We start from the raw sequence: 15297 nt of genomic DNA, 5'->3' as shown, positions 1-15297 counted from the left end.
ACGGACCTTCATGGCCGCTCGGCCGGTCAGGCCCGTCGCAAGGCCTCCCGTGTCCTCAAGGCCGGCGAAATGCGTCCGCTCCCCGCTTCCTCGATCACACGCTCTCCTCCCGACGTCCCCAGAAGGCGCCCGCGACAGCCGCCAGGAACGCCGCCTCCGCGGCCCGTTCCGGGAGCCGCGGGTCAGGATCTGCACGCAGGAGCACCAGCTCGTGGTAGACCGGGGCCGTGGCCGCGATCAGCAGCCCGCGCGCGTCCGTGTGACGTGCGGGGAGTTCACCGCGCTCGACGGCGCGCTCGACGAGGATCTCGCACTGGGCGTACCGGTCCGCCCACAGTCGCGTCTGGGCCCGCGCGGCCTGTTCGAAGTGGAACGAGGCGGCCATCAGGGCGACAGCGAACGACGGCCGCACGACCAGGGACTCCTGGATCTCCTGGTTGAGGGCCGTCAGATCGCCGCGCAGCGAGCCGGTGTCCGGCGGCTGCCAGTCGATCTCGCCGGCGGCGTCGATGACGTCGACGAGCAGGCCGCCGACATCGCGCCAACGCCGGTAGACCGTGGCGCGGTGCACTCCGGCCCGCTTCGCGACACCCTCCATCGTGAGTCCTTCGTGCCCGCCTTCGGCGAGTTCGGCGCGCACCGCGTCGAGCACCTGGGCGCGGACGCGGGCGGTACGACCGCCCGGACGGCGGTCCGACGTCGTGTCCAGTGGGTCTGTCATCGGCAATCGGTATCCGGTTGATCGAGGCGACAGGGCCGTGCCGGCATCTTAACGCGACAGTTGTCGCGCTAGGTCCACTGGAGAGGAACCGCCTCCGCGATGCCGCCCGTTCCCGCTGACCCCACCGTGCTCCACCCGATGCCCGAGCACCCACGCGTGGTTCTGCTCAAGCCGTTGGTGAAGTCGCCGTTGATCGAGGTCGGTGATTTCTCCTCCTACGACGATCCGGACGACCCGACCGCGTTCGAGACGCGCAACGTTCTCCACCACTACGGTCCCGAGCGGCTCGTCATCGGCAAGTACTGCGCGTGGGGGACGGGCACCCGGTTCATCATGAACGGCGCCAACCACCGCATGGACGGTCCTTCCACCTTCCCGTTCCCCACCATGGGCGGCTCCTGGGCCGAGCAGTTCGACCTGATCACCGACCTGCCCGGGCGGGGCGACACGGTCGTCGGCAACGACGTGTGGTTCGGCCACGGCGCCATGGTCATGCCCGGTGTGCGGATCGGTCACGGCGCGATCGTCGCCGCCGGCGCCGTGGTCACCGGCGACGTCCCCGACTACGCCATCGTCGGCGGCAATCCGGCCCGGCTCATCCGCACCCGCTACGACACCGCGGACATCACCCGGCTCCTCGCCGTGGCGTGGTGGGACTGGCCCGTGGAGTCCGTCACCAGGCATGTACGGACGATCATGTCGGGGACCGTAACCGACCTGGAGGAGGCCGCCGCGCACCTCGACCAGCCCTGACACCGCGTCCGCGCCACAGGTCCGCATCCGTCCCGCACCAGAAACGAGTGATCGCCCGTGTCCCGTCGCCGCGCCCACATCGCGGTGGTCGGTGTCCCCATCGTCAGCCATGTCCTGCCCAGCCTGGCGCTCATCCGTGAGCTGGTGGCCCGCGGGCACCGGGTCACCTACGCCAACGACCCGTTCGTGGCCGACCGGATCGACTCCGCGGGCGCGGAGCTGGTGCCGTGCACCTCCACGTTGCCCGTCGCGGACAACGCCTGGCCTGCCGATCCCATCGCAGCGGCGGGTCTCTTCCTCGACGACGCCGTGCAGGCGCTCCCGCGACTGCGCGCCGTCTACGACAACGATCCGGCCGACCTGTACCTCTACGACGTCGGCGCCCATGCCGCACGCGCACTCGCCGAAGCGCAGGGCCGCCCCCTCGTGCAGCTGTCCCCGACGTTCGTCGGCTGGGACGGCTATGAGCAGGAAGTCGCGGCGCATCTGCGGAAGTTGCCGGGCGCCGACGCGTACCGCCACAGGTTCGCGCGGTGGCTCGCCGACTGCGGTGCGACCACCACCGACGTGGACATGTTCTCCGGCAGGCCGACCCGGGCCCTCGCCCTGATCCCACGCGCGATGCAGCCGCACGCCGATCGAGTCGACACCGGTGCGGTGACCTTCGTCGGCCCCTGCTTCGACCCCCGAGCCGACACGGACGGCTGGACCCGCCCGGCGGACGCGGACAACGTGCTGCCGATCTCGCTCGGCTCGGCCTACACACGGCAGCCGGCGTTCTACCGCCAGTGCGTCGCGGCCTTCGGTGACCTGCCCGGCTGGCACGTCGTACTCCAGATCGGCAGGCACACGGACCCCGGGGAACTCGGCAGCATCCCACCCGGCGTCGAAGTGCGCTCCTGGGTCCCGCAACGCGCGATCCTGGAACAGGCCGACGCCTTCTGACACACGCCGGCATGGGCGGCTGCGGCGAAGGGCTCCTCGCCGGGGTACCCATGATCGCCGTGCCGCAGGCAGCCGAGCAGTTCATGAACGCGGACCGGCTCGTGGAACTCGGCGTCGCCCGCCGTGTGGACACCGCTGACGCCACCGTCGAGACCCTTCGCGCGGCGCTGAACGACCTGCTCACGGATCCGGAACGGATCGCCAGGTCCGAACGGTTGCGGGCCGCCGTGAGGGCTGAGGGCGGCACCCCGCGCGCTGCTGACCTCGTCGAGAACATGCTGGCCGCCCCGGGCTCCGCGCTCTGCCGGTTGTCCGAAAGTCTTCCGGAATTGCGGTCAGGATCCGGGGCACATGGGTCCGTGTACGACCCATGTGGGTAGTGGTGACGAGGGAGACTCCTGATGCTGATGGCACATCCGGCCGTGCTGACGAACCTGGTCGAGCAGTACAAGACCCTGCGCATCCTGCACGCCGAGGCCGGCAGCGAGGAGGTGCGCCAGCGGATGAACGACGTCGCCTACACGCTGTGCGTCGCGACCGGTACCCGCGATGTCGACGCCGCGCTCATCGCCGCCCGCCACCGGCTTCCCGGGGCCCGCGCAGAGGACGACTCCCTCCTCGTCACCCTCCCGGAATGACCACGCCCGCCTTCATACCCGGTCTGGAGCTGTCCCGGCGCTTCTATGCCGAAGCCGTACGCCCCGTGCTGGACCGGGCAGCCCCCGGGATCGTGCACTCTGCCGCCCGCCTCGGCAGTGGCTCGGAGGTCCTCGGGTTCGACACCGCCCGCTCCGCGGACCACGAGTGGGGACCCCGCCTGCAGATCTTCCTGAGTCCGCAGGACGCCGACCGGCACGGCGCCAGGATCGCGGACCTGCTGTCCGACCACTTGCCGAAGACCTTCTATGGCTATCCGACCCATTTCGCCCCGACCGGTGACGTGGGCATCGGGGTCATGCAGGCGACCGGCGGCCCCGTCCATCACCGCGTGGACGTCACCGACCCCGAAGCCTGGTTCACGGGACAACTGGGCTTCGACCCGCGCCGGCGGATCACGCCGGCGGACTGGCTGGCCACTCCCACCCAACACCTCGCCGAGGTCACCGCCGGCGCCGTCTTCCACGACGGGCTCGCAGAACTCGCCCCCGCCCGCGCCGCACTCGCCTGGTATCCCCACGACCTCTGGCTCTACCTGCTCGCCTGCCAGTGGCAGCGGATCTCCCAGGAAGAAGCCTTCGTCGGCCGCTGTGGCGAAGTGGGCGACGAACTCGGCTCCGCCGTCGTCGCTGCCCGACTGGTGCGTGATCTGATGCGGCTCTGTCTGCTCATGAACCGCCGCTACCCGCCCTACAGCAAATGGCTCGGCTCCGCCTTCGCCCGCATCCCGCAGGCCGCCGCCCTCACCCCCGACTTCACCGCTGTTCTCGCGGCCACCGACTGGCACACCCGCGAACGACACCTCAGCGGTGCCTACGAGGCCGTCGCCGACCTGCACAACCGGCTCTCCCTCACCGACCCGGTCGACCCCGCCACCCGGCCGTACCACAGCCGTCCCTTCCAGGTTCTGCACGCGGAACGCTTCACCGCTGCTCTGACTGCGCGGATCGGCGACCCCGCCGTCCGCGCCCTCCCGGCTGTCGGGGCGGTCGACCAGTTCATCGACAGCACCGACGTACTCGACCGCCCCGAGCTGAGCCGCGCCGCCACCCGCGCCACACTCACCCCCGGGGCGGTCACCCGCGACGGCCGGCGCGGTCCGCGGTGAGACGAGCCTCGAAGCCGTCCAGGACAGACTGAAGCCCGAACGCGAAGGTGTTGTCGGGCGCCGCGGCATAGTCCTTGGCAGCCGTCGTGTCGAGGCGCTCGCGCAGGCGAGGGAACTGCTTGGCGGTCTCGGTGGCGCGTGCCATGGCGTCGGCCATCAGCTGCTCGGCCTCCGCGCCGTTCTTGTTCAGCCGGCGGTTGAGTGAGACCTGTGCGGCAGGGCCGAGCGCGCTGCCGAGCACGAAGGTGAACACGGTGGCGGCGGCCCGGTCCGCGTCGGCGGTGGCGAAGCCCGCCCTTTCGTAGATGGCGAGACTGAGGTCGTTGTGCCGGGCCTGGGCGGGCCCGTGCAGGAGGTGACTGCCGAATGCCTGGACGAGCCACGGGTGCCGGGTGAGCATGGCGTGCATGCCGGAGGCGTGGACGGTGGCGGCCGTGCGCCAGTCGACGGCATCGAGATCGGGCACCTCGACCTCGTGCCAGATGGCGTCGCTGGCCAGTCGGACCAGGTCGTCCTTGGTCTTGATGTGCCAGTAGACGGCCGTGGCGGCCGAGCCGAGCCGTTTCGCGAGGCTCCGCATGTTGAGGCCGTCCAGCCCCTCGTCATCGAGCAGCTCGATGGCCGCACGGATGATCCGGTCTGCGGTCAGTGTGTCTCTCGGCATGGCACCACCCTGTCGGAACTTGGCTCCCACACAGTCTTGCACTTTGTTCGAGTGTCCGTCTACGCTGCTCTTGCACTTAGTTCAAGTAGCCGAGGGGGAGCAGTGATGCAGGACAAGCTGTCGGAGTTCGTCAAGACGCAGGCCGTGGAACTCGGCGTGCCCGGTGTCGCCGTAGGGGTGCTCCTGGACGGTCAGGAGATCTACGCCTCGCACGGCGTGACGAGCCTGAGCAACCCGTTGCCGGTCGACGAGAAGACGCTGTTCCCGGTGGCGTCCGTGTCCAAGACCTTCACGGCGACCGCTCTGATGCGCCTGGTTGCCGAGGGAAAGGTGGACCTGGACGCGCCGGTGCGGCGCTACGTGCCCGAGCTGAAGCTCGCCGACGAGCGGGCGGCGGCGCGGATCACCGTCCTGAACCTGCTCAACCACACCGCGGGCCTGGACTGGAACCTGGTCGACGACGGCGAGGGCGACCGCTCCCTGGCCGGGCTCGTGGCCAAGTTGCCCAAGCTGCCGCTGATCGCACCGCCCGGGGCCCGCGCCTCGTACAGCCAGGCCGGATACAACCTCGCGGGGCGGATCGTCGAGAAGGTCACGGGCCTGCCCTTCGAGCAGGCCATGGCCTCGCTCGTCCTGGAGCCGGTTGGTCTGTCGGACACCGTGTACGGGCTGGCCGAGGTGATGGTGCGCAAGTTCGCGGTGGGTTACAACCGCGGCGACGACGGCGAACTGCGCCCCGCCCGGCCCTGGAGCGCCTTCAGGGAGGGTGCGCGCGGTGACAATCCCGGCGGCGGCCTCGCCTCATCGGTGAGCGATCTGCTGCGCTGGGCACGGTTCCACCTCGGGGAGGGCGAGGGTGTCCTGCCCGCCGCCGTGCTGCACCGCATGCGGGAGCAGACGGTCGGACTGCGCGCCAGCACGCTCGGCGACGGCTTCGGCATCTGCTGGTTCCTGCACGACCTGGACGGCATGCACGGGATCGGCCACGGCGGTTCGGGAAACGGCCAGTTCGCCGAGCTGCTCATCGTGCCCGAGCGCGACTTCGCGGTGGTCTCCCTGGCGAACGCCGGCCCGGGCGGCTACCCGTGCAACCAGTCCGTCGTGCGGTGGGCGCTCGAGCACTACCTAGGCGTTATCGAGACGGCGGCGCAGCCGGTCCCGTACGACGGGGGACGAGCCCGCCAGGTCGTCGGCCGCTACGAGATCGACGCCATGAACCTCGACATCGTCACGGACGGCACCCGTCTCACTTTGGCGGTCGGCATCAAGCCGGAGATCCGCGAGGCGTCGGACGAGGAAATGCCCCCGGACTACCCGGCCGCTGACATCGGCTTCCTTCCCGGTGACGGCGACGAGTACATCATCACCGCGGGCGGTCTCGCGGGGCAGCGCGGCTACTTCTCGCGGGACGCCAAGGGCGAGGTCATCGGCGTCGACCTCGCCGGACGCCTGTTCAGCCGGGTCGCTGCCCAGGGCGGGGCCGCAGGGGTCGTCTCCCACGTGCCGCAGTAGTCCGGAGGCGCCGCACCCCCTACGGGTACGGCGTGAACTGCAGTGCGGCGGCTGCGGCCGGTTGCCTTGTTACCGAATGCGGACAGACTCGGGTGAACAACATCCGCCCTGGTGCCATCTCATGGGGTGCAGCGAAACAGCCGATGCGGCCGGTCGCCCCGCGGGAGCAGGGTGAGGTGCCGCGTCCTGACAGCTCATGGGGGAGCTTTCATCATGACCACGCACCGTACCGCTCGTTCTGCCCGTTCTGCCCGTACCGCCGGCCTGGTGGCCGTCGCCGTAGCCGCGGCACTGTCCTTGACCGCCTGCCAGAGCGGAGGCAAGGACAGCGCCGCCGGCTCGGCGGAGAAGGCCTCCGGATCCGCTTCCACTTCCACCTTCGGCTCCGCCTCCACCAGTGACGGCGGACGGCCCACCGGGACCAAGGCCGGCGAGGTCAATGCCAACACCACTGCGGACAGGGCGCAGAACGGCATGCGGACGCAGACGACCGACACGCGTCGCACCACCACTCCCGCCGCCACGCACAAGACGGCATCCCCTGTCCGCACCCAGACTCTGCCCGACGGCAGCAAGGCCAGGATCTACAAGCTCGGTGCCCAGCACTACCTGCTCAAGATCGTCCACCGCGGTGAAGTCCTGGGCACGATAGAGGCGAACCACAAGACCGCCGGGCTCGACGCCAACGACATGTTCATCGTGCTCACCCAGGACGGCCGGGTCCAGTCCTGGATGGGCGGCGGACACGAGGGGCCGGGCACCTTCGAGCTCCTGGGCGGCTGGACGGCCAAGGTCACCAAGGTGAGTGAGGGCCACTACCGTGCCCGGATCCTCGGCGACGCCGGCGGCGTGTCCGCCACGCTGGACGCCAACGAGCACGACGCCGGCGTCGAGGTCGACCGCGTCTACATCGTGCTCAGCGCCGGCGGCGTGATCAGCGCCCACGCCTAGCGGCGGGCCCGGCACCCGCGGTGGAGTCCGCCTCTGCCGGCTCCACCGCACCGTGGCTACTGCTGCGCCCACTGCTCCTTGGTGATCTCGTACCGTACGCCTCCAAGCTCGGAGCCCTCGACCATCTGCATGTCGGACGGAGTGGGAATGGTGGCCGTGAGCGTCATGTGGAGCTTCTCCATGATGTTGCGCGAACCCTGGTTCACGGACATCGTCTCGGCCCAAACCGTGCGCACACCGAGTTCCGTGAACGCCTTGCCCAGCAGGGCCCGCGAGCCCTCGGTGGCATAACCCTTGCCCCAGGCCGCCTGCCGCAGCCGGTAGCCGAGTTCCACTTCGTCCAGCGGGCCCTCCCGCTCGGGACGCAGGATGAACCAGCCGATGAACGCGCCGCCGTCCTTCTCGTGCGCGGCGAACAGTCCGAGGCGGCCGCCCCACTTTTCGTAGCCGGCGAGGATGTTCGGCAGGTGGCGCTCACGGACGATTTCCGGCGCGGTCGGGTTGCCGCCGGACAGGTAGCGCATCACCGCCGGGTCGCTGTCCAGCTCGATCAGCAGGTCCGCGTCATCGCCGGTGAAGCGGCGCAGAGCCAGGCGCTCGGTCTCCAGGTAGGTGTCCACAAGCCGAGCGTGCCTGAATCGAGTTGGGCAGCCAAATGGTTTTCCTCGGCCACTCGGAGGCGTGCCGTGCTGCGCCAGTTCGTGGCGGCGCGGCCGGTGCCGCGGCGGCCGAGGAGCACGAGGGCCTGCTCGCGGAACTGCCCGAGGACCCGGCCGACAACGGACACGGGTGCATGGCACGGCTGGTGCGCTTCGGCCGGCTGACCCCCGAGGAACAGCTTCGGATCGTGGACACGCAGGACCACATCTGGGCCCGGAAGCGGGACGGCACCGCCGTACCGGCGGCGGCACCGGACGAGTCGAAGCGCCCTTGGAGTCCCGGTCCTTCTTCGCAACGCAAGACGAGCCCCATAGGCTGTGCGTTCGTGGCTGATGACCCGAAGACCGCGAACCGGCACGACCTCAGGCGAGTGTTCAACGAGGTCCCGGAGCTCTACGACCGGGTTCGGCCGGGATACCCCGACGAGTTGTTCGCCGACCTCGGCGCCATCACCGGTATGGACGAAGGGTCGCCGGTGCTGGAAGTGGGCTGCGGTACCGGTCAGGCGACGCGCTCGCTGGCGGCGCTCGGATGCTCCGTGACCGCCGTCGAGCCGGGCGCAGACATGGCCGCACTGGCTCGTCGGCGGATCGCGTCCTTCCGCAACGTCGAAGTCGAGACGTCGACGTTCGAGGAGTGGGACGACCGCGGTCGACGCTTCGATGTCCTGGTGGCCGCGGCGTCGTGGCACTGGGTCGACCCGTCGACCGGCTGGCAGCGAGCGCACGACGTGCTGCGTCCCGCAGGCTGGATGGCACTGCTCGGCCATGTCGTCGTCCGCCGACCGGGAGAACCTGAGGTGTACGCCGAGACCGCCGACCTCCATGAGCGGTTCTGCCCGGGGAACCCCGGTTGGGGTCACCCTCCCCTGGAGGACGATGTGCGCACCACCGACGAGGGCTGGGGCCTGGTCGAAGATCCCGGAGACCTGTTCGGCCCCACGATCGTGCGCTGGTACCCGGCCGTGCAGTGGTTCGACGGGGACGGCTTCGCCGATCACCTTCGCTCCTTGTCGCTGTACCGGAGCCTCGACCGCGACGTCCGTGAGCCGTTGCTAGACGCCGTCGCCGAGCGCATCCGCACGCGGATGGGCGACCGAGCGGCGCGCCGTTATCTGAGCGTCCTCCGTGTCGGACAACGCGCCGAGTGAGTCCACCGGTGACCGGCGGGTCGATGCGGGTGTCCGGAGCCTAGGCTGGTCGCAGGGCTGCTGTGACGTGCGGTTCTCGGCGCGGCACGGGTATGCCCGCGGAGCGGAGCTTGGCCTCGGTGAGCGCGGTCAGCCGGGCCGCGACCGGTGCCTGGTCCTGGCGGTGGTCGTTGATCAGCTCGTACTGGGCCGACGCCTTGGCCCATGCCCGCAGACTGGCTCGGTCCCCCAGCAGCGCGGGGTTGGCGAGGTAGCGTTCGGCCATGGCGGTCGCCAGTTCCTCGATCCTCGGGTCGTCCGGATCCCAGGCCTCGGCCTCCCCGCCGCGCCGGGTCAGATCGATGTACTCGGGATCGTCCAGCCCGTGTTCGAGCTGAGTCAGGAAGCCGTCGAAGCCCTCCGGCACCAGCGCCCGGGCCAGTACCAGGGCCTCGCGTTGCGCGGCCACGTAGTCGGGGCTGAAGCCGAGGCCGGGCATCCGGTCCAGGACCGCGCAGGCACGGTCGGGCAGCAGGGCCCGGTCGCCGTCGGCGAGCCGGTGCAGGGTGTCGCGGCGGGCGACCAGCTCATCGATGCGTTCGGTGAGCTGCCGCTCGACGTCGGCGAGCGCGACGCCGAACCGCGCGGCGTCGGCTTCGAGCATGGGCCCGATCTCGGCCAGCGGCACGCCCGCAGCGGCCAGCGTCCGTACCTGCACCAGCTGCAGCAGCTCGCCGGATCCGTAGCGCCGATAGCCGGAGCGGTCACGTTCCGGCTCGGCGACCAGGCCGAGCTTGTGGTAGTGCCGCACCGTCTTCACCGTGACGCCGACGAACGCCGCGGCCTGCCCGATCGTGACTCCGTTCCTCATCGGGCCAGCTTGCCGCAGAACACCTCGTCGACGAAGCGCTGTTGGGCGGTCCGGAATGCCGGCGCCATCGACAGGTCGGCGTCGTCCACCCAGGCCAGCCCCGCGGTCAGGGTCTTGCTGCCGTCCAGGGCGCTGTACATCAGCGCCGCCGACCCCATGGTGGCGCCGTTGTGGTGGAAGACGGTGCCGCCCTCCGTTTCCTGCGCGAACACCCCGAGGCCGTAGCCGACGGTCGTGTCCGGCGCGCACATCTCGGCCAGCAGCTCGGCCGGCAGGACCTTGCCGCCCATCAGGGCGGAGAAGTAGGTGTGCAGGTCCCGAGTGGTCGAGATCATGTCACCACCGGCTCCGACCCAGGACGGGTTCTGCAGGGTGACGTCGGCCGTCCGCTCCTGCCCGGCGTCCTCGTAGCGGTAGTAGCCGTGGTTGTGCGGCTCGGGGATCTCCGGCGAGGCGCCCGGCGCCACGGTGCCGGTCATGCCCAGCGGCCCCAGGACCAGCCGCTGCAGCTCCTCGGCGAAGGAACGGCCGGTGACCTTCTCGATCACCAGCCGGGCCAGCACGTAGTTGGTGTTCGCGTAGCTCCAGCCCGTACCCGGCGCGAACCGTGCCGGCTTGGACGACGACAGCCGTACCAGCTCTTCGGGCGTCGTGCGTACAGGGCGAGGGTCCGTGCCCGCACCTCGTCCCAGTCCACTTCCCGCATGTGCTACGGACCGACCAGCAGGGCGGCCAACTTGCTTCGACCGGTCGACGGGTGCAGATCGCTGACCTGGCCGTCACCGACTTCGACGACTCGCCACATCCCGTCCGAGCGAAGGGCCACGTCGGTGGTGACGAACCGGCATTCCAGGCGCTGCACCGCAGGCGCGATGTGATCGAGGTCGGGCACCAGCCCGCGTCCGAACGGGCTGTCCGGGTGGGGCGTGAGCAACCTCGGTTCGCCGTCCAGCCACCACACGCGGACTTCGGCCGCGATGGAATCCGGCTTCGAGAAGGTCTCGAAGCCGCGGAGAACGACCCCGCCGGCCAGGAACTCGTCCTGCAGTTCCACGAAGCGCTGCACGACCCGGGTCAGACCTGCCGTGTCGGCGAGATCGGGAATGAAGCACGCCTCCTCCCACTCGTGCTTGCGGGATTTGACGTAGTCCTTCACGATTCCGGAGCCCGGCGGCAAGGGCTCAGCGAGAACAGCCAGGTCTTCGGCGGCCAAGATCTCGCCCGGCTTGGTGGGGCGCCACACGCTCGCGGGCGTGATGTCGACGAACGTCGGATACCAGCCCGGCAGTTCGTGAGCGACCCGGTATCGCTCGGGTGCGACGAGCAACTCGGTATCGCGTTGGACCAGCGCCTCGGCCAAGGCGGCGTATCGATCGCCCGGAATCATCCAGCCTCGGTACCAGGCAGCCCCCAGCCCGGCCGGTACCTGTGCCACAGCCCGCCGCGCGTCCCCCTGCAACAGCGCGTCGTGGTCGATCAGCCCGACCGCCCCACCACAGGCGCGAACCTCCTCCGCCTCCGGCGCGAAGTGTTCGTCCACGCGCCGGGGATTCAGCGGATCACGGCAGTACAGGACGGGCGTCGGCATGGCTGACACGCTACGGATCCTCCAGGGTTCGGGCCACTGGTTTCGTGTGGGTTTTCGGAGCGGTCGGACCTCTGGGATTTCGGGTTTCGTGCGGCGGACGCGGATCGCGGACAAGCCGGTGCGGGTGCCCGGGCGGAACCAGCGGGGTCCCATGCAGGGCGAGTGCGATGAGTTCAGGCGGCGAATCGGGTCTACTCCGGCATGACTCGAATCATCGCTGACATCTCGGTCTCCCTCGACGGCTTCGTCACCGGGCCCGACCCCGGCCCCGACAACGGTCTGGGCGTCGGCGGCGACGCCCTGCACACCTGGGCGTTTTCCGATGACCCGGACGACCGCCGGTATCTGCGGGAGGAGACGGCACGTTCGGGTGCGGTCGTCCTCGGCCGCCGCCTCTTCGACGTCGTAGACGGGCCGAACGGCTGGGACGACAAGATCGGCTACGGAGCCGGGGAGGTCGGCAAGCCCGCGTTCGTCGTCGTGACGAGTTCGCCGCCGGAGTCGGTGCGGCTCACCGGCCTCGACTGGACGTTCGTCACCACCGGTCTGCCCGACGCCGTCAGCGCCGCGCGCGAGCGTGCCGAGGCAGCATCGGCGGATCGCGGCCAGGACCTCGACGTCATCCTCATGGGCGGGGGCGCCACGATCGCCTCGGCGCTCGCCGCCGGGCTGGTCGACGCGCTCACGCTGCACCTCGCGCCCGTCGTGCTGGGCGCCGGGACGCGACTGTTCACCGGCGGAGCGCCGCGCACGCTGGTCCAGCGGAACGTGACATCGACATCGACCGCGACGCACCTGACGTACGACGTGCTCTGACGGGGTCGTTGGGAAACCTGAGAACGCGGGTGTCTGACCGGTGCGTGTCCGGGTGTGGGCCGACAGGCCGTGGGGGAGCCGTCGGCGTCCGGCGCGGACCGGCCTCAGGCGGCCGGGGCCGTCCTTGCCTTGGTCCCGCGCACCCCGCGCAACGCGCCGGAGCGGCGGTTGTCAGGCAGGGTCGGTGCCTTCGGTCGTGAACCGCTGGGCGACGTCGCGCATCTTGACGTTGTGGTGCTGGGAGATGCGGCGCAGCACGTTGAAGGCGTCGTCTTCGCTCAGGTGGTGGCGTTCCATCAGGATGCCCATCGCTTCGCCGATGGCGTGCCGGGTCTCCAGTGCGTGCTCGAGCTGGTCGATGGTGCGGGCGTCGGCCAACGCGACGGCGGCGTGCGAGGCCAGCAGCCAGCCCGCGGTCTCGATGTCCTTGCCGAAGGCGCCGGGGGAGCGGCCGTACAGGTTGAGTGCCCCGAAGTCCTCGTTGTCGGTGTAGAGCAGCACGCCGGTCATGCTGTTGATGCCGAGCTCGCGGGCCCGGTCCGCGAAGCGCTTCCAGGCCGGCTGGGGCCGGGTCAGGTCTGCGATCCGGTACACACGCTCACCGTCCTTGCGGCGGGCGAGATCGAAGCAGGGCCCCTCACCCAGCTCGCCCTGCAGACGGTCGGACTCGTGGACCACGGCGCCGCATGCGGCCAGGGTGACGGCCCGGCCCTTGCGTACCGCGAGGATCCCGGCCGCGTCACAGCCTTCGATCAGTTTCACCGCCGACGCCGCGATCTCGTCCAGCGTCCCCTGGACCGAGTCCTCGGCCAGCAGATCCCGCGCCAGCCGAGCCATCTGCTCGGCGTACTCCCGCCATTCCACCTGCTACCACCCGCCTCGACCACGGTTTGCGGCCACAGTACCGCCACCTGGTGTACCCGCCGCCTGCCGCAGCGCGCCGGGGCGGTGCCTGGCGTGCTTGCACACGGGCACTCGGGAAAGTAATGCAGGACAGGAGCGGCACGCGGCGGGCGGCGCGGCGGGTGATCACCGAGGAGGTACGGGCGTGAGCGAGGCGGAGCCGACGCGGAGCGTCGAGCAGCGGTCCCGCGGGGCGGTCGACACCGCGCTGGCCGGAGCGCTCGCGGCCATCGGCGCACCGGCGTACGTCGTGGACGACAAGGGGTTCATCATCGCCGTCAACGCGCGGGCCGAGCACCTACTGGCACGGTCCGCCGAGGATCTTCTCGGCCATGACGCGCACGATCTGCTGCACCGCGATGCCCGTGGCCGGCAGATGCCCACCAGCCGATGCGGCATGCGGCAGGCGTTCCACGCCGGGCGGACGGCGCAGTCCGAAGGGGACTGGTTCGCGCGCGGTGACGGCGCCCTGCTGTCCGTCTCATGGATGATCACCCCCTACGACACCGGTGGCCCTGAAGCCGCCACGCTCGTCGTCTTCCACGGTGACCAGCAGTCCGAGGAGGCGGGCCCGCGACCCGAGCCGGCGGCCGAGCCGCTGGGCGAACTCGAACGGCTGGCGCTGCTGGCGGAGACCACCACACGGCTGACGTCCACCCTGGACGTCGACGAGACACTGCGCCGGCTCGTCGCACTGGTCGTGCCACGGCTGGCGGACTGGGTGGTCATCGACCTGATCACCGAGCGCGACGAGGTGTGGCGCACCGCCGTCATCCACGCGGACGGCGACACGCTGGTACACCACGAGGACCTCGAAGGACCGATGCCGCCGGTGCCGGAGGAATCTCCCATGCCGCTGTCCAGAGCCCTGCGCGGGGTGGCTTCGACCCTGGCCGGTCCGCAGACCTACCAGCAGGCACCGGATTCCGGCATCGCGGTCGAACAGCACCGCCTCTTCGAGGCGACCGGCATCCGCTCCGCCGCCATCGCCCCCATCCGCAGCACGCGGGAGGTCCTGGGAGCCCTCACACTGGGCCGCGCCGACCAGGCGGGGGACTTCACCACCGCGGATCTGCCCCTGATCGAGGACATCGCACGCCGGGCCGCGGTCGCCCTGGACAACGCCCGCCTCTACCAGCGGCAGCGCAAGGTCGCCGAGACCATGCAGAACCACCTCCTGCCCCAGCTGCCGCGTGTGCCCGGCCTGGAGATGGTCGCCCGCTATCTGCCCGCACCCGACGCCTCACAGGTGGGCGGTGACTGGTACGACGCGTTCCGTCTGTCCGACGGCGCGACCGCCCTGGCCGTCGGTGACGTCGTCGGCCATGACCTGGAGGCCGCGGCCGGCATGGCACAGGTGCGCAACATGCTGCGTGCCTACGCCTGGTCGCAGCGGGAACCTCCCAGCCGGATCGTCGAGCGGCTCGACGAGGCGGTCACGCACATCACCAGTGTGCCCATGGCGACCATGGTCTTCGGCCGGGTCAAAGTGGCGGACGCCGGCCACTGGGAGCTGAGCTGGACCAATGCCGGGCACCCGCCGCCGCTGCTGGTCAGCCGGGACGGCCTCACCCGCTACCTCACCGAGGGCCACGGCATCCTCCTGGGTACCGGGGCCCGTGAGCCCCGCCCCGACGCCACCGCCGTGCTGCCGCCCGGATCCACGCTCCTGCTCTACACCGACGGTCTCATCGAGGCAGTCGGGCACTCCCTGGACGAGGGGCTCGGACGGCTGCGTCAGTTCGCGGCGGCCCTCGCCCACCGCCCCCTCGCCTCCTTCACCGACCAGCTGCTGCGTCGGGTCCGCCCCGTCGGCAACGACGACGACGTCGCCCTCTTCGCTCTGCGCACTCCGGTGGAAACGCGCGTCAGTTAGGCCCGGCTTCACGTCCCTGATCCCGCGACGGGCCCGGTGAGGCCGCGGATACAGGAAGTTAACTTCCCCGACCCGAAGGTGAGACCGGTCCGGTCGACCATCGCCATACCTGTCAAGTGACAGGTATCCGTCGGCCGATCGGA

Annotated in this window: 15 protein-coding genes and 1 pseudogene; 9 read left to right on the top strand and 7 right to left on the bottom strand. The window is 70.4% G+C overall.

Annotation, left to right across the window (positions count from 1 at the left end; all coding sequences use genetic code 11):
* Positions 1-94 precede the first annotated feature (94 nt).
* Positions 95-721, bottom strand: a complete 627-nt coding sequence (locus tag ACFYMM_RS27375) for a TetR/AcrR family transcriptional regulator (protein WP_388390956.1) — start codon at positions 719-721, stop codon at positions 95-97.
* A gap of 99 nt (positions 722-820) precedes the next feature.
* On the opposite strand from ACFYMM_RS27375, the gene ACFYMM_RS27370 reads away from it, so the two are divergent.
* From ACFYMM_RS27370 to ACFYMM_RS27355, 4 genes and pseudogenes are all read left to right on the top strand, one after another.
* Entirely contained in the window at positions 821-1474 is a 654-nt protein-coding gene (locus tag ACFYMM_RS27370; RefSeq protein WP_388390954.1) for a CatB-related O-acetyltransferase, read from the top strand.
* A 57-nt stretch (positions 1475-1531) separates the two neighbouring features.
* Positions 1532-2799 (top strand): annotated as a pseudogene (locus ACFYMM_RS27365) (macrolide family glycosyltransferase).
* 21 nt (positions 2800-2820) lie between these two features.
* A complete protein-coding gene (locus tag ACFYMM_RS27360; RefSeq protein ID WP_388390952.1) occupies positions 2821-3057 on the top strand; it encodes a DUF5133 domain-containing protein in 237 nt (78 codons plus the stop codon).
* Complete coding sequence (locus tag ACFYMM_RS27355; protein ID WP_388390950.1) at positions 3054-4184, top strand: DUF4037 domain-containing protein; 1131 nt, start codon at positions 3054-3056, stop codon at positions 4182-4184. Before ACFYMM_RS27360 ends, ACFYMM_RS27355 begins: the two co-directional genes overlap by 4 nt.
* Here the strand turns inward: ACFYMM_RS27355 and ACFYMM_RS27350 are convergent.
* Positions 4153-4848 carry a TetR/AcrR family transcriptional regulator C-terminal domain-containing protein gene (locus ACFYMM_RS27350; protein WP_388390948.1) on the bottom strand — a complete coding sequence of 232 codons (696 nt, stop codon included), beginning with the start codon at positions 4846-4848 and terminating at the stop codon, positions 4153-4155. The two genes, ACFYMM_RS27355 and ACFYMM_RS27350, sit on opposite strands and share 32 nt — an antisense overlap.
* Before the next feature lie 105 nt (positions 4849-4953).
* Between ACFYMM_RS27350 and ACFYMM_RS27345 the strand changes: the two genes are divergently transcribed.
* Positions 4954-6360, top strand: coding sequence for a serine hydrolase domain-containing protein (locus tag ACFYMM_RS27345; RefSeq protein WP_388390946.1), 1407 nt, complete (start codon positions 4954-4956; stop codon positions 6358-6360).
* A gap of 213 nt (positions 6361-6573) precedes the next feature.
* On the top strand, positions 6574-7311 hold the full coding sequence (locus ACFYMM_RS27340; protein WP_388390944.1) for a hypothetical protein: 738 nt from the start codon (positions 6574-6576) through the stop codon (positions 7309-7311).
* 56 nt (positions 7312-7367) lie between these two features.
* On the opposite strand, the gene ACFYMM_RS27335 is transcribed toward ACFYMM_RS27340, so the two are convergent.
* Positions 7368-7931, bottom strand: coding sequence for a GNAT family N-acetyltransferase (locus tag ACFYMM_RS27335; protein ID WP_388390942.1), 564 nt, complete (start codon positions 7929-7931; stop codon positions 7368-7370).
* A gap of 35 nt (positions 7932-7966) precedes the next feature.
* Here ACFYMM_RS27335 and ACFYMM_RS27330 point away from each other — a divergent pair, with 35 nt between their 5' ends.
* On the top strand, positions 7967-9121 hold the full coding sequence (locus ACFYMM_RS27330; protein WP_388390940.1) for a class I SAM-dependent methyltransferase: 1155 nt from the start codon (positions 7967-7969) through the stop codon (positions 9119-9121).
* A gap of 40 nt (positions 9122-9161) precedes the next feature.
* Here ACFYMM_RS27330 and ACFYMM_RS27325 read toward each other — a convergent pair whose 3' ends face one another.
* Genes ACFYMM_RS27325 through ACFYMM_RS27315 form a run of 3 tightly spaced genes read right to left on the bottom strand, consistent with a single transcriptional unit; the run spans position 9162 to position 11559 of the window.
* A complete protein-coding gene (locus ACFYMM_RS27325; protein WP_388390938.1) occupies positions 9162-9971 on the bottom strand; it encodes a MerR family transcriptional regulator in 810 nt (269 codons plus the stop codon).
* Entirely contained in the window at positions 9968-10663 is a 696-nt protein-coding gene (locus ACFYMM_RS27320; RefSeq protein ID WP_388391021.1) for a serine hydrolase domain-containing protein, read from the bottom strand. The genes ACFYMM_RS27325 and ACFYMM_RS27320 overlap by 4 nt, the downstream gene beginning before the upstream one ends.
* A 17-nt stretch (positions 10664-10680) precedes the next feature.
* On the bottom strand, positions 10681-11559 hold the full coding sequence (locus ACFYMM_RS27315) for an ATP-grasp domain-containing protein (protein WP_388390936.1): 879 nt from the start codon (positions 11557-11559) through the stop codon (positions 10681-10683).
* 201 nt (positions 11560-11760) lie between these two features.
* Between ACFYMM_RS27315 and ACFYMM_RS27310 the strand changes: the two genes are divergently transcribed.
* Positions 11761-12375 carry a dihydrofolate reductase family protein gene (locus ACFYMM_RS27310; protein ID WP_388390934.1) on the top strand — a complete coding sequence of 205 codons (615 nt, stop codon included), beginning with the start codon at positions 11761-11763 and terminating at the stop codon, positions 12373-12375.
* Between the two features lie 171 nt (positions 12376-12546).
* On the opposite strand, the gene ACFYMM_RS27305 is transcribed toward ACFYMM_RS27310, so the two are convergent.
* A complete protein-coding gene (locus ACFYMM_RS27305; protein ID WP_388391019.1) occupies positions 12547-13212 on the bottom strand; it encodes a GAF and ANTAR domain-containing protein in 666 nt (221 codons plus the stop codon).
* A gap of 274 nt (positions 13213-13486) precedes the next feature.
* On the opposite strand from ACFYMM_RS27305, the gene ACFYMM_RS27300 reads away from it, so the two are divergent.
* The gene (locus ACFYMM_RS27300; protein WP_388391017.1) at positions 13487-15154 is read left to right on the top strand and encodes a SpoIIE family protein phosphatase; all 1668 of its coding nucleotides are present in this window, start codon (positions 13487-13489) and stop codon (positions 15152-15154) included.
* The last annotated feature ends 143 nt before the right edge of the window (positions 15155-15297 follow it).

The sequence above is a fragment of the Streptomyces sp. NPDC006739 genome, assembly GCF_042869815.1.
Lineage (GTDB): Bacteria > Actinomycetota > Actinomycetes > Streptomycetales > Streptomycetaceae > Streptomyces.
The sequence above is the reverse complement of the archived record's forward strand: the minus strand, read 5'-3'. Positions and strand labels throughout refer to the sequence as shown.

Bases quoted from the DNA above. Each gene is read 5' to 3' on its own strand.
- ACFYMM_RS27330 (WP_388390940.1), top strand. From the start codon at position 7,967: ATGGTTTTCCTCGGCCACTCGGAGGCGTGCCGTGCTGCGCCAGTTCGT.
- ACFYMM_RS27340 (WP_388390944.1), top strand. From the start codon at position 6,574: ATGACCACGCACCGTACCGCTCGTTCTGCCCGTTCTGCCCGTACCGCC.
- ACFYMM_RS27305 (WP_388391019.1), bottom strand. From the start codon at position 13,212: ATGGCTCGGCTGGCGCGGGATCTGCTGGCCGAGGACTCGGTCCAGGGG.
- ACFYMM_RS27350 (WP_388390948.1), bottom strand. From the start codon at position 4,848: ATGCCGAGAGACACACTGACCGCAGACCGGATCATCCGTGCGGCCATC.
- ACFYMM_RS27325 (WP_388390938.1), bottom strand. From the start codon at position 9,971: ATGAGGAACGGAGTCACGATCGGGCAGGCCGCGGCGTTCGTCGGCGTC.
- ACFYMM_RS27355 (WP_388390950.1), top strand. From the start codon at position 3,054: ATGACCACGCCCGCCTTCATACCCGGTCTGGAGCTGTCCCGGCGCTTC.
- ACFYMM_RS27315 (WP_388390936.1), bottom strand. From the start codon at position 11,559: ATGCCGACGCCCGTCCTGTACTGCCGTGATCCGCTGAATCCCCGGCGC.
- ACFYMM_RS27360 (WP_388390952.1), top strand. From the start codon at position 2,821: ATGCTGATGGCACATCCGGCCGTGCTGACGAACCTGGTCGAGCAGTAC.
- ACFYMM_RS27310 (WP_388390934.1), top strand. From the start codon at position 11,761: ATGACTCGAATCATCGCTGACATCTCGGTCTCCCTCGACGGCTTCGTC.
- ACFYMM_RS27345 (WP_388390946.1), top strand. From the start codon at position 4,954: ATGCAGGACAAGCTGTCGGAGTTCGTCAAGACGCAGGCCGTGGAACTC.
- ACFYMM_RS27375 (WP_388390956.1), bottom strand. From the start codon at position 721: ATGACAGACCCACTGGACACGACGTCGGACCGCCGTCCGGGCGGTCGT.
- ACFYMM_RS27370 (WP_388390954.1), top strand. From the start codon at position 821: ATGCCGCCCGTTCCCGCTGACCCCACCGTGCTCCACCCGATGCCCGAG.